Source organism: Clostridium carnis, assembly GCF_054657435.1.
Window position 1 is genome coordinate 589604 of sequence record NZ_BAAHYS010000001.1, and the last position, 13725, is coordinate 603328.

At 27.6% G+C, this 13725-nt stretch carries 13 protein-coding genes; 4 read left to right on the plus strand and 9 right to left on the minus strand.

The features are described 5' to 3' along the window. Positions 1-59 precede the first annotated feature (59 nt). Together ACYQ1T_RS02900 and ACYQ1T_RS02905 are read left to right on the plus strand one after the other, a co-directional pair. A complete protein-coding gene (locus ACYQ1T_RS02900) occupies positions 60-743 on the plus strand; it encodes a response regulator transcription factor (protein ID WP_459831546.1) in 684 nt (227 codons plus the stop codon). A 2-nt stretch (positions 744-745) separates the two neighbouring features. Continuing rightward, positions 746-2176, plus strand: coding sequence for a HAMP domain-containing sensor histidine kinase (locus ACYQ1T_RS02905; protein WP_459831547.1), 1431 nt, complete (start codon positions 746-748; stop codon positions 2174-2176). A gap of 85 nt (positions 2177-2261) precedes the next feature. Here ACYQ1T_RS02905 and ACYQ1T_RS02910 read toward each other — a convergent pair whose 3' ends face one another. The 9 genes from ACYQ1T_RS02910 to ACYQ1T_RS02950 form a co-directional block, all read right to left on the minus strand. Continuing rightward, positions 2262-3182: a DMT family transporter gene (locus tag ACYQ1T_RS02910; protein ID WP_459831549.1), complete on the minus strand. Its 921-nt coding sequence runs from the start codon at positions 3180-3182 to the stop codon at positions 2262-2264. Between the two features lie 200 nt (positions 3183-3382). Next, the gene (tyrS, locus tag ACYQ1T_RS02915; RefSeq protein WP_459831552.1) at positions 3383-4603 is read right to left on the minus strand and encodes a tyrosine--tRNA ligase; all 1221 of its coding nucleotides are present in this window, start codon (positions 4601-4603) and stop codon (positions 3383-3385) included. Between the two features lie 113 nt (positions 4604-4716). Then, positions 4717-5430, minus strand: coding sequence for an SDR family NAD(P)-dependent oxidoreductase (locus ACYQ1T_RS02920; RefSeq protein WP_459831555.1), 714 nt, complete (start codon positions 5428-5430; stop codon positions 4717-4719). Positions 5431-5538: 108 nt separating this feature from the next. Continuing rightward, positions 5539-6480: an ABC transporter substrate-binding protein gene (locus tag ACYQ1T_RS02925; RefSeq protein WP_459831559.1), complete on the minus strand. Its 942-nt coding sequence runs from the start codon at positions 6478-6480 to the stop codon at positions 5539-5541. A gap of 136 nt (positions 6481-6616) precedes the next feature. Continuing rightward, positions 6617-7360 carry an ABC transporter permease gene (locus tag ACYQ1T_RS02930; protein ID WP_459831562.1) on the minus strand — a complete coding sequence of 248 codons (744 nt, stop codon included), beginning with the start codon at positions 7358-7360 and terminating at the stop codon, positions 6617-6619. Then, positions 7360-8115 carry an ABC transporter ATP-binding protein gene (locus tag ACYQ1T_RS02935; protein ID WP_459831565.1) on the minus strand — a complete coding sequence of 252 codons (756 nt, stop codon included), beginning with the start codon at positions 8113-8115 and terminating at the stop codon, positions 7360-7362. The genes ACYQ1T_RS02930 and ACYQ1T_RS02935 overlap by 1 nt, the downstream gene beginning before the upstream one ends. Before the next feature lie 21 nt (positions 8116-8136). Next, on the minus strand, positions 8137-8718 hold the full coding sequence (locus tag ACYQ1T_RS02940) for a UbiX family flavin prenyltransferase (RefSeq protein ID WP_459831568.1): 582 nt from the start codon (positions 8716-8718) through the stop codon (positions 8137-8139). Between the two features lie 25 nt (positions 8719-8743). Continuing rightward, positions 8744-9613, minus strand: a complete 870-nt coding sequence (locus ACYQ1T_RS02945) for a UbiA-like polyprenyltransferase (RefSeq protein ID WP_459831571.1) — start codon at positions 9611-9613, stop codon at positions 8744-8746. Next, positions 9603-11048 carry a menaquinone biosynthesis decarboxylase gene (locus tag ACYQ1T_RS02950; RefSeq protein WP_459831573.1) on the minus strand — a complete coding sequence of 482 codons (1446 nt, stop codon included), beginning with the start codon at positions 11046-11048 and terminating at the stop codon, positions 9603-9605. The genes ACYQ1T_RS02945 and ACYQ1T_RS02950 overlap by 11 nt, the downstream gene beginning before the upstream one ends. Before the next feature lie 337 nt (positions 11049-11385). Between ACYQ1T_RS02950 and ACYQ1T_RS02955 the strand changes: the two genes are divergently transcribed. Both ACYQ1T_RS02955 and ACYQ1T_RS02960 read left to right on the plus strand, forming a co-directional pair. Continuing rightward, on the plus strand, positions 11386-11736 hold the full coding sequence (locus ACYQ1T_RS02955; protein WP_459831576.1) for a proteasome assembly chaperone 4 family protein: 351 nt from the start codon (positions 11386-11388) through the stop codon (positions 11734-11736). A gap of 61 nt (positions 11737-11797) precedes the next feature. After that, on the plus strand, positions 11798-13723 hold the full coding sequence (locus tag ACYQ1T_RS02960) for a peptidase U32 family protein (RefSeq protein ID WP_459831579.1): 1926 nt from the start codon (positions 11798-11800) through the stop codon (positions 13721-13723). Positions 13724-13725 lie beyond the last annotated feature (2 nt).

The following is a 13725-nucleotide window of genomic DNA, read 5'->3' on the forward strand; positions in this document are numbered from 1 at the left end:
ATTTTCCTCAATATCTTACATAAAATTAATTATATATTATCTTTATTAAGGAGGTTTATATGGGTGATAAAATACTTATTATCGAAGATGATAAATCCATAAATGATATATTATTTCATACTTTAAAATCTGAGGGTTATAGTCCTTACAGTTCATTTTCCCTAGAGGAAGCTAACTTATTTTTAAAATCTAATTTACCTAATTTGATATTGCTAGATTTAAACTTACCTGATGGAAATGGATTTGATTTTTGCAAATATATAAATAGTAATTTTACTATACCAGTTATAATTCTTACAGCAAAATCTGATATATTTGATAAAGTTCTAGGGCTTGAATTAGGTGCTGATGATTATATTACTAAACCCTTTCATATTAAAGAGGTTTTAAGCAGAATAAAAGCTGTATTTAGAAGAATTGAAAAATCCACTTCAGATAATAATAAAGACTTTATAAATATAAATCCATCTATAAAAATTAATTTTAACAATAGAACTGTATTAAAAAATAATGAAATTATACAATTAAAACCTAAAGAATATGATTTACTTGAATTCTTTGCTCAAAATAGGAATAAAGTGTTTTCAAGAGAACAGCTTATAGATAATATTTGGGAACTTTCTTATGACGGTGATATACGAACTATTGATATTCACATAAGAAGGCTTAGAAGTAAATTAGATTCAAATAAAGAAACTCCTATAATAGAAACAGTATTTGGAATTGGATATATGATGAGGTAATTATGAAAATTAAATTTAAGTTTACTTTAATTATTACTATTACTTTGATTTTATTTGCAGCTTCTTTAAATATTTCTGTAAGAAAAATTTTAAAGAATAATATGGAAAATTCAATTACTACTTCACTAAAAGAAGTAATGAAAAGTACTCGAGAATCTATTAAATATACTTTATCTCAAAAAAGCTATAGTACCAATTCTAATGGTCTAGCTCAAGATAGTAACTATTTAATAGAATATCTATCATTAAATTATGATATTAAACTACAAATAGGTGATACAGAGGGTAATATACTTTCATCAAACTTAAAAGAAAGTAATAGTGAGTTTATAGATAACTTATCTGAAATTCAAGCTGGTAAAACTATAGTTAATATAAAATATAATAAAAATTACGTAACTTGTATGCTTTCTTATCCAATAATAATAAATGAATCATTTATTGGAATTATAAACTTAACTAAGGATTATAGCTTAATTTATTTAGAATATAGAAATTTAATAAACCTATTAACATATATAGAAATTGCTTTAATAATAATTATTTTTTTAATATCCTATATGTTAATAAATAAAATAGTTAAACCAATAACATCTTTAACAATCGCTTCAAAAAAAGTTGGAGAAGGTAATTATGATGTTAATATAAGCTATAAAGGCAATGATGAAATTTCAATTTTATCAAAAGAGTTTATAAATATGAAAACTAAAATTCAAACTCAAATTTTAGATATAGAAAATGAAAAAGAGAAGGTAGAAAAATTAGCCTTGAGTAGAAAATTCTTTTTTGATACTGTTGCGCATGAACTTAAAACCCCTTTAACTTCTATTATTGGCTATTCAGAAATGATAATAGATAATGTAGTTAATGATGAAGCTTTTAAAAATCGTGCTATTAATAGAATATACTCTGAAAGTGAAAGACTAAATAATTTAGTTCTAGAACTAATAAATATTTCAAAGGGGCTATCCTATATAGATGAAGATTTAGTAGAAATAGATATGTCCTCTATTATTACTCAAACTTGCTTAGATATGAGTATAAAAGCTCAAAAATATAATCTAAAAATTTCTTATATTCTAGAAAATGGATTAATTTTAGGTAAAATTAATAAAATAAAAGAAGTTTTAATAAATATTTTAGATAATGCAATAAAATACTCTAACAAAAGTTCTACTATAATCGTTAACTCATATTATATAGATAATTTTTATGTTATAGACATAATAAATTCCTCTAAGAGAATTCCAAATGAAATTTATAAACATATATTTGAACCATTTGTAAAATCTGATACTCCTAACAGTGAATATAGTACAGGTCTTGGGCTATATTTATGTAATGAAATTATAAGTAATCATAACGGAATAATAACTTTAGATAATGGTGAAGAAATAATTACAACAATTAAACTTCCATTTATTAATAAATAAAAAGTATTAGCTGTTAATTTTCTTTCTATGTTAAGACATATTATTGAAAATCAATATCTAATACTTTTATAATACTTTTAATTTATTAAGATTTTTTCTTTAATGCAATTATACAACCTATAATTACAATAATTGCTCCAAAACTTTGAATTATATTTATAGATTCTCCAAGCACTATATAACCAACAATAGCTGTTGATAATGGAATCATTAACTGAATAATATTAAATCTAACAACTCCTTGTTTTTGCACTATATAAAAGGCCATTAACATTCCTGTTAGCATTCCATACATTCCAGCTAAAATCAGTCCTATAATTAATCCATTTGAAACTTCATTTAATTGAACTATTTTTCCACTTTGTACTGCTATTATCATATAAATTATTCCTGATAAAGTTGCAGTTGAAGCACTTATAATTATACTATGTAATTCTTTTGCTACACTTTTTACTACTAAGTTTTGAATAGATTGAATTAAAATTGCTATTGTTAAAAATATTGCCCCTAGAATAAAATCCGCTGAACTTTGTCCACTCTTTGAGTTTGCTCCATTTAAAACAAATATTAATGAACCTGATATAGCAATTATACTTCCCAATATAAAATTCTTATTTTTTATACGACATCTTTCATCTTTATAAAAAATTCCTGCCATAATAGCAGCTACAGGCATTGCTAATATTCCGAATATACTTCCTGATAATGCTGTAGTTAACTTAATTCCATTAATAAAAAAATACATATTGCTTGTCATAAAACAAGCTAATATTAATAACTTAAAAATTATCTTAGGCTTTTCTATTATCTTTTTAACTTCATCTCTGTACTTAAAAATACAAATTACAATAAATAATATTCCACCTGATAAAAATCTAACAGCATTATTATTTATAGTATCAAAATTCATACTCATATATCTCATTATTGGAAATCCAAATCCCATAAGTACAATATATAAGGCTGCTATTAGTTGATTTTCACTGCTTTTAATATTTTTGCTCATAAAACTTCTCCTAAATTCTCAAATGTATACTAATTATATTCTATAAAAACAAAATTTAAAACCTTTTCAAGTAAAAACCTACAAATTTTAACAATATTCTTATATGAAATTATATATTCTTATAATAAATTTCATAAATAAAAATATCCCTAGTAAATAATTACTTTATTTACTAGGGATTAATTTAGATAAAATGTATATTACTCAACAACTATCTTGTTGTAGTTTTTCTTTCCTCTTTTAATTAAAGCTGAACCATCTTCTAAGTCTGATTCTTCTAGAGTTCTTGTTACTTCTGTAACTTTTTCCCCATTTAGTGATAATCCACCTTGTTGAATTAATCTTCTTCCTTCAGCTTTTGATGGTACTATTTTATTTTCTGCCATTATATCTAAAATAGTAGAGCCTAACTTTTCTTTGCTTATTGTAACAGTTGGAACATTACTCATATCTACTCCACCTGCAAATAAAGCTTCTGCTGCTGTTTTAGCTTTTAATGCTTCTTCTTCTCCATGAACTAATTTAGTTACTTCAAAAGCAAGTAATTTTTTAGCTTCATTTATAGCTGAGCCTTCTACAGCACATATCTTTCTTACTTCATCCATTGGTACAAATGTTAATAAAGCTAAACATTTTTCTACATCTGCATCATCAACATTTCTCCAGTATTGATAGAAATCAAAAGGACTTACCTTATTTGGATCAAGCCATAAAGCTCCTCCAACAGTTTTACCCATTTTTTGTCCTTGGCTATTAGTTAATAATGTGCAAGTCATAGCCATTGCTTGACCTTGAGCTTTTCTTCTAACTAATTCAACACCTGCAATCATATTTGACCATTGGTCATCTCCACCAAGTTCCATTTTACAGTTGTATTTTTGATTTAGTACATAGAAATCGTATCCTTGCATTAACATGTAGTTAAATTCTAAGAATGAAAGTCCTTTTTCTAATCTTTGCTTAAAACATTCAGCTGAAAGCATTCTATTTACTGAAAAATGAACTCCAACCTCTCTTAAAAAATCTACATAATTTAAATCTAGTAACCAATCTGCATTATTTACTAATATTGCTTTATCATCTGAGAAATCTATAAATTTCTCCATTTGTTTCTTTATTGAATCAACATTATGCTGAATTTGTTCCTTTGTTAACATTGATCTCATATCAGTTTTACCTGATGGATCTCCTACCATGGCTGTTCCACCACCAAGTAGTGCTATTGGTCTATGACCAGCTCTTTGCATATGTGCCATAAACATCATTGCAATAAAGTGTCCAACATGTAAGCTATCTGCTGTTGGGTCAAAGCCTATATAAAAAGTTATTTTCTCCTTTTCTAGCAATTCTCTTGTCTCATCTTCATGAGTAAATTGCTTTATGTATCCACGATCTAATAACTCGTCTAAAACATTAGCCATTCTACGTAACCTCCTATTTTTTTTACTCTTTATAGTATAACTTCAAATATTAATATTATCAACCATTTAAAGAAATTGCTAAGAAAGTTTCCACAAAATTTGCAATATTCATATTAACGAAGATGTCCACCACCGCTTACTCTTAATATTTCACCTGTTATAAAGGAACTTTCATCTTTCATTAAGAACATTACTGCATTTGTAACATCTTCTACATAACCTATTCTTTTTAATGGATAATTTGCTACTAATGCCATTCTAACATCATCTTTTTCTGGTTCTCTTCTTGTCATTGGAGTATCTATATATGATGGTGCAACTGCATTTACTCTTATATTTGGAGCTAATTCTAATGCAAGATTTTTAGTTAATTGACATATAGCTGCCTTTGCTGGTGAATATCCAATACATTTTGAAACTGCTTTAGTTCCAAGGCTTGAACTCATAGTTACTATTGAGCCTTCTTTTAAGTATTCTAAAGCTGCCTTTATTGTATTATAAGTTCCCATTACATTAACGCTAAATAATTCCTCAAATCTCTCTTCTGAAGTATTATATATATCTTCTGCTACTCCACATACCCCTGCACTTGTTAATAATCCATCTAATTTAGTTATTTTATTTTTTTCTAATATTTCCTTAAGCTTAACTTTTAAATTAGAACTTTCTCTAACATCTGCTTTAAAATATATAAACTTTTCATGATTATATCCTGGTTTTTCTTCTAATCCACAACCTATTACAATATTTCCACACTCTATAAGTTTTTTAGTCACATCTTCCCCTATTCCACTTGATGCTCCTGAAATTAAATATACTTTACTCATATAAATCCACCTTATTTAATATAAATTATATTTTTATCTAAAACTTAAGGATGTCTTATATAAAATAAGTACATCCTTAAAATTAATTTATTTACTTATAAGTTATTCTTAGTAAGCTCCTACATTGCTAATAACATCTTTAGCATTAATATCTTTTTCTAAAAGACCTTTTTCTTTTGCCCAATCCATAACTTTTTGAACCTTTTCTTCTGCTGGAAGGTAGTTCTTTTTAAATTGAGGTATTACTATTTTACCTCTCATATCTTCTGCATATCCAACTGTTTTAACTAAGATATCTTCATATTCCTTAATATCTGTGCTATTTAAGTAATCAACAGCTTTATCATAAGCCTTATAATATGACTTTATTTCATTTCTCTTTTTATCTATAGAATCTTGTAGAAAAGCTGTTACAGCTATCATAGCTTCATCATTAGATACTGTGCTTATTTCAACTCCACCGTCAGCAATTGCTACATCATTAAATGGCATTGCTAAAAGAGCTGCATCTATTTGATTATTTCTTAATGCTTCTAATCTTGCAGGCATAGCAGGTATAGCTACCTTTTCAACTTTTACTGAATTAGCTTTTGCTATATCATCAACTAAATAATCTATCATAGTTTTTTCTGATATTCCTACTTTTTTACCATTTAAATCTGCCATTGTTTTAACACCTGAATCTTTTCCAGCAACTATTTTCCAAGCTCCTGTAGTAGTTCCAGTTATTTTCATATCAACTCCTGAGTTTTGATAAAGTGAAATTGCAACTTCATCACAAAGAACTCCATCTACTTTTCCAGCTTGAAGTGCTGCATCTCTATCTTTTGCTGCTGTGAATATTTGTACATCCACATCTAGCCCTTCTTCTTTAAAATATCCTTTTTCATTAGCTATTACTATTGGAAGTGTATCTATAGATCCCATTACACCTATTGTTAATTTCTTATTTGATACTTCCTCTTTTTTAGCTGTTTCTTTAGGCGCACAAGCTGTTAAAGAAGCAACTAATAAAGCTGATAGTAAAACTGATAATTTTTTAAGTTTCATCTTTCCATCTCCTATTTCTATATATGTTAATATTTTGTCAACATTTGAGATTATATCATTATTTTTTGTTTTTTTCCATTTATAAATAAATTTTTTTGAATTTTTTATTAATTTAATTCAATTTATATTATAAAAACTACTTTCTCCAACTACAAAGTAAGGCTTCTAATAAATCAATAATTAAAAATAAAACTAGCCCTATAAAGCTAAGTACAACTATACCAGAGTATAAATCTATATAGCTTATTCTTGCCCAGGCATCTTGAATGTAATATCCTACTCCAAAACTAGTTCCAAAATTTTCTGCAAAGAATAATACTGATAATGCAGTACCTATAGATAATCTTAAATTAGTTAATATTTCTGGCATAATAGCTGGCACTGTAACATTTAAAAATATCTGTATTTTTGATGCTCCAAGGCTTATTAAAGGATTATAGCTTTCTTTTGGTATATTTAATATTGCATCTCTTACAGCTATAATTACTTGAAAAACTGTAATAAGAACAATTAAAGTTATTTTTGAACCATTTCCAAGTCCAAAAAGTATCATTACAACTGGTAATAAAGCCATCTTTGGAATTGGATATGTAAAATAAATTAAAGGATTTAATATTTTATTCCATACTTTAGAGTACCCCATTATAAGTCCTAAAATTCCTCCAATTATAATTGAAATAATTAAACCTAATCCTATTCTATTTATACTAGCTGCAATATGAAGATTAATATCCTTTTCTATAAGTTTAGGTAAGCTTCTATAAATCTCCATTGGTGCTGGAAGTGCTTTTGTATCTAGCATTAGTGAAGCTATTTGCCATAGTACATTAAATATAATAAATCCAAATATAAAGCTTCCAAACTTTTTTAATATCTTCATTATGCTTCCCACCCCTTCTTTATAAGTTCTCTTATATTTTTAGATAGCTCCTTATAATTTTCACCTTCTCTAAAATCCTTTTTATTAAATAAAGGGTTATCTATTTTTTCTATAATCGTCCCTGGGTGGTTTGACATTACTATTATTTTTTTACCCATATAAATAGCTTCTTCTACACTATGTGTTATAAAAACAGTAGTTGTTTTATATTTATTCCACATATCTAAAAATAACTCTTGCGCCTCTTCTCTTATAATTGTGTCTAAGGCTGAAAAAGGCTCGTCCATAAGAAGTACATCTGGATTCATAATAAAAGCCTTAGCTGTTGCTACTCTTTGTCTTTGTCCACCACTTAGTTCATTTGGATATCTATGTTTAAGTGATGATATATTAAGTTTATCAAATATATATTCAATTCTATTTTTAATATTATTATCTACTTTTCTTTTTTTTATCTTTAAAGGAAGCATACAGTTTTCCATACAAGTTTTCCATGGTAACAGTCCTGAATTTTGAGGAATAAGTCCTATTACTTTATTATAAGGTGTTAGTTTTTCTTTATCTAAAAGTACTTCCCCCTTGTAATCTTTAATTATTCCTGCAAGTACATTTAAAAATGTTGATTTACCACATCCTGATGGTCCTATAACTGCATATATATCACCATTTTCGATATCTATATTTATAGGTCCTAATGCATTTACTTCTTCACCTTTTCCGTTATATGTTACTGCTAAGTTTTTTATTTCTAGCAAAAAATCACCTCCTAAACTAAGTTATTTATCTTCCCATTTTTCAAAAAGTTTATTTTCAATGTTTAAATAATCTAATATCTTACCAACAACAAAGTTTACTAAATCCTCCATTGTTTCTGGGTGATGATAAAAACCTGGCATAGCTGGAATTATTGTAGCTCCTACCTTTGATAATTTAAGCATATTTTCTAAGTGTATAGTATTAAAAGGAGTTTCTCTTGGTACTATTACAAGGTTTCTTCCTTCCTTTAAAGCTACGTCTGCTGCTCTACAAAGAAGATTTTTTGATAATCCATTAGCAATTTCAGCTAAAGTTCCCATTGAACATGGTGCTATTATTACTGCATCATATTTATTTGAGCCACTTGCTACACCTGAGAATAAGTTTTTATTATTTTCAAGCTTAACATTATTAAACTTTTCTTTTAAAGAACTTATCCATGTTTCTAAGTCTAAACCTAGCTCATAGTTAAATACTTGTTTTCCAGTATCAGTACTAACTATATTAGTTTGTATTCCTGCTAAAACAAGCTCTTCTATTAATCTTTTAGCATAAATACTTCCACTTGCTCCTGTAATACCAACTACAATTTTATTAGACATAATAATAAACTCCTTTCTTTTTTATTTAAATTAAAGCATCTATAAGTCCAGTAATTAAAAATACTATACTTATAACTTGATTTACATTATAAGATGCTAATTTTACATTAGTTAAGTTATTTTCTGAAACTAATTTATGTTGAATTATAAATAATATTGATATTATAAATAATCCTCCAAAGTATATTACTCCAAGGTCTTTACTTAAGATACCAACTACAAATAAACAAGCTAAAGCTATTACATGAAATACTCTTGATATTAAAAGAGCATTTTTAACTCCAAATCTTGCTGGAATTGAATGTATTACATTTTTAGTATCGAAGTCATAATCTTGGGCACCATAAATAATATCGAAGCCAGCTACCCACAAGGTATTAGCAGCTCCCATAACTAATGGTAGTAATGTAATTTTTCCTGTAACAGCAAGCCATGCTCCAACTGGAGCTGCTGCTGATGTTATTCCAAGAACTAAATGACAACTCCAAGTAAATCTTTTTGTATATGAGTAAATAGTCATTAAAAATAATGCTATTGGAGATAATATTAAGCATATTGGATTTAACTTCCATGCTGCAAAAACCATTACTGCAAAACAAATTATAGTAAATACTATAATCTCATTTTTATTCATTAATCCTTGAGGTAATTGTCTTGTTGCTGTTCTTGGATTTTTAGCATCTATTTCTGCATCTATAACTCTATTTATAGCATTTGCTCCTGTACGAGCTCCCATAAAGGCTACTATTATCCAAAATATGGTATAAAAAGATAGTTTTCCTTCTCCTGCTAATAGCATTGATATTAATGCAAAGGAAAGTGAAAATATAGTATGGGAAAACATAACTAAGGTTCCATAGTCAGTTACTTTCTTTTTTATTTTATTAAAGTCCATATTCTTCCCACTTTCTACTAACTTTTTCTTTTATATCTTCTGACATTTCTATATCATCTGGCCATTCTCTATCATGTCCTTCACTCTTCCACTTTTTAGTTGCATCTATTCCTATTCTACTTCCATAGAAAGGTATATTAGCTGCATGATCTAAAGCATCTAAAGGTCCTTCTGATATTACTAAGTCTCTTTTTGCATCTATATTATTAAATACTTTCCAAGCTACTGTTGAAACATCTTGTGGATCTATATTTTCATCAACAACTATAATCATCTTTGTGTACATCATTTGTCCCATACCCCAAAGTGAGTTCATTATCTTTTTTGCATGACCTGGGAATCTCTTTTTAATAGATACAATTACACAACTGTGGAATACTCCTTCTAGTGGGAAGTTTATATCTATTATTTCTGGATTCATCATTTTAAGAAGAGGCAAGAATATTCTCTCTGTTGCTTTTCCCATATAACAATCTTCCATTGGTGGCTTACCAACTATAGTTGTTGGATAAACTGGATTTTTCTTATGAGTTATACAAGTTACATGGAATACTGGATAATCATCTGCTAATGAATAATATCCTGTATGATCTCCAAATGGCCCTTCTCTTCTTAAATCTTCATTTACATCTACATATCCTTCTATTACAAACTCTGCATCTGCTGGTACATAAATATCATTTGTAATAGACTTAACCATTTTTATAGGTGCTTTTCTTAAAAATCCTGCAAACATCATTTCATCTATCATCTTTGGAAGTGGTGCTGTTGCTGCATAAGTTATAGCTGGATCACATCCTAAAACTACTGATATAGGCATTTTCCCACCAAGCTTTTTATAACTTTCATATATTTCTCTTCCATCTTTATGCCAATGCCAATGCATTCCTGTAGTGTTTTTATCATAAACCTGCATTCTATACATTCCCATGTTTTGTATTCCTGTTTCAGGATCTTTAGTTGTTACTAATGGAAGTGTTATAAACTTTCCTCCATCATCTGGCCAACATTTTAAAACTGGAAGTTCATTTAAATCTGGATCATGATTTATAACTTCTTGGCAGGCTCCCTTAGTTGGTAACTTTATTGGAAATACAGTTGCCATTCTACTTAACCTTGGAAGTGACTTAAACTTATTCATAAGTCCCATATAATTAGCCATATCCATAAATTCTTCTATATCATTTCCAATATCATTTAGCTTTTCTACACCTAGTGCCATTGACATTCTTTCATATGTACCCATTGCATTAATTAATACTGGATATTTTGATCCCTTTACATTTTCAAAAAGTAAAGCTGGACCATAGCTTTTTGATACTCTATCAGTTATTTCAGTTATTTCTAAAACTGAATCTACCTCTGTAGTTATTCTTTTTAATTCACCTTTATTTTCAAGTTCTTTAATAAAGGTTTGTAGGTCTTTATATGACATAAAAATTCCCCTTACTATGTAAATTTTCTTTGTATTAAGCATATTTTGTTAATTACCTTTAATACAGTACTTTCAATTCTACTACTTTTTTTTCTTTGTTTCAATAAAGTATTCCTCAAGGTTTTACAAAATGTCTACATATATTAATTCCAATTTCCCTCATAATTTCCATATATATTTTAGCAATAAGAAAATATTTGTATAAATTTTATCAAAGTGCTATTATATCAATTGACTCTTAACATCTATTACATTATAACTTTAGAATATTCTGTATTAGTGGTTGTAGAGATATTATAAAATTAAACAATTAGAAAAATTAGTGAGGTTGCTATAAATGACTATTACAAAAAGTTTTAAAAACCATAAGATCCACTGTACTTATATAAAAATGGGTACTGATTATAATATATCAATTTTTGGTGGTGATAAACCGCATATTGGTGCAGTAGCTCTTGGAATTCCAAGACCAAGTTTATCTAATCCTAATAAAATTAGTTCCTCTGTTTCTATATTAACTATTACTGGTCATAAAGAGGATGAAATAGCAAGAAGAGCTGCTAAGGTTCTTTCACAAAAACTTAATGTAACTGTAGTTGTAAGCTGTGGAATTCATATAGATAACTTAACATTTGAGGATTTAAACTCTATAACATTAATTGTAGATGAGATATTATCAGAGTTTTAAATTATTATTTATAGATATAATATTATTAAAGGTTTTTTTACTATAACTTGGAGGTTTTATAATGAGTAGATATTTTAATGGACAAGAAGTTGAATTACTAGCTCCTGCTGGTACTTTCGAAATATTTAAAGATATTATAAAAAGTGGTGCTGATGCCGTTTATTTTGGCGGTAAAAAGCTTAATATGCGTATGCATAGAAAAGATTATAATCTTACAAATGAAGAAATAATTGAAGCTATTTCTATTGCTCACTCTTTAGGTAAAAAGGTTTATATTACAGTTAATAACCTTTTAAGCAATGATGAAGTGGAAGAAGCTAAAGAATATTTAAAATTTTTAGAAACTGCTAAACCAGATGCTTTAATAGTTCAAGATTTTAGTATTTTAGAACTAATAAAAGATTTAAACTTAAATTTGACTGTCCACTCTTCTGTAATGATGAATGTACATAATTTAGAAACTATTAATGCTTTAAAGGAACTTGGTGTTACAAGAGTAGTTACTTCAAGAGATATAGATTTAAATTTAATTAAATTACTTCATTCTAAAACTGATATGGAATTTGAATACTTTGCTCATGGCGATATGTGTGTAGCTCATGGTGCTCAATGTCTTTATAGCGGAATGTTATTTGGTAAAAGCGGTAGTAGAGGTAGATGTATGAAGCCTTGCCGTTGGCATTATGAAATGAAAAAAGATGGATTAGTTTATAAAACAACCTATCCTATGGCTGTTAAAGATATGTATATGTATGAGCATTTACCTGAAATGATCGAAGCTGGAGTTGTTTCTTTTAAAATTGAAGGAAGAATGAGAGATTCTGACTATTTAGTTAAGCTTATAAATCAATATAGTAATGCTATAGATAGATATATAGATGATCCTATTAATTATGATAGAAAGCTTCATTCTGAAGATATATTTGAAAATCGTAAGAGAGATTTATCTACAGCTTATGCCTTTGGAAATCCAGGACTTAAAAATATAAATACTCGTTACGAAGGAACTGGAAAATTCTATAGTACTGGTAAAGTATTTAGTACTCCTATAGAAGAAATAGAAATAAGTTATGATAGAATTAATTTAGTAAAAGATGATTTAGCTTCAAACTCTACTATAACTTCTTCTCCTAAACTTGCTATAAAGGTTAACTCAACTGAGCAAGCTTTAGCTGCAATAGAAGAAGGTGTAGATGCTGTTTATCTTTCTGGTGATGTGTTTATTCCAAATAAACCTTTTGGTAAAAATGATATATTAAATATAACTAAAAATAAAAAGAATACAAAGGTTTATTTAGGTTTACCTAGAATGATGTTTGAAGAAGATTTTTCAAAGTACACACATTTACTTAAATCAACTAATTTAAATATAGATGGAATATTAGCTACAAATCTTGGTGCTGCTTATAGATTTAAGTCTCTAGGGTTACCTATTATTGGAGATTACTCTATGAATATATATAATTCTGAAGCAACAAGCTTTTATAAAAAACAAGGAATTTCTATGGCTACTATTTCAGCAGAAACTCCAGCTAAGGATACAAAAGCTGCAATAGAAAAATCTAAAATTCCTGTTGAAGTAATTGTTCATGGTTCACCTGTTGTAATGTTTATGAGTCATGATTTATATGAAAATACTGAAGTTTTAGAAGCCTCTGGAAAAGAAGATAATAAGTATGTTAAAAATGAAGTTTTAGTTTTAGTAGATGAAAAAGGAACTGAACATCCTATTTATAAAGATAATACTGGAAAAAATCATATGATGTTAGCTAAAGAACTTTGCTATTTACCATTTTTAAAGGAATTCTCTTCTTTAGGTGTTGAAAGCTTTAGAATAGAAGGATGTCATTATGATATAGATACTTTAAGAGTTGTTGTAAAAGCATATAAGGAAGCTTTAAATAACTTAGATAAATGTGATGAAATATTTAATAATTTAAAATATAAAAATGCTGGTTTCACTTTAGGTGCATTCCAATTTAATTAAGG